General features: G+C 71.3%; 1 protein-coding gene. It reads left to right on the top strand.

Annotated elements, in window-relative coordinates; translation table 11 throughout:
• On the top strand, positions 1-282 hold a 282-nt coding region (locus J4G32_RS21415), incomplete at both ends, for an alcohol dehydrogenase catalytic domain-containing protein (RefSeq protein WP_210497760.1).

The following is a 282-nucleotide window of genomic DNA, read 5'->3' as shown; positions in this document are numbered from 1 at the left end:
GAACTTCCCGCCATCGGCGGCAGCGAGGCGGTCGGCATCGTCGATGCACTGGGCGAGGGTGTCGAAGGCGCCACCGTCGGCCAGCGTGTTGCCGTGGCCTCGGCACACGGTACCTGGGCCGAGTACTTCCTGGCCCCGGCGCGGCTGCTGGTGCCGGTGCCGCAGGCCCTGCCCGACGAGACCGCCGCGCAGCTCATCGCCATGCCGCTCAGTGCGTTGATGCTGCTGGAGTTCCTGCACGCCGAGCCGGGCCAGTGGATCGTGCAGAACACGGCCAACGGC

The sequence above is a fragment of the Microvirga antarctica genome (genome assembly GCF_017921815.1).
Lineage (GTDB): Bacteria > Pseudomonadota > Alphaproteobacteria > Rhizobiales > Beijerinckiaceae > Microvirga > Microvirga antarctica.
This window is presented reverse-complemented; position numbering and strand designations above follow the sequence as displayed.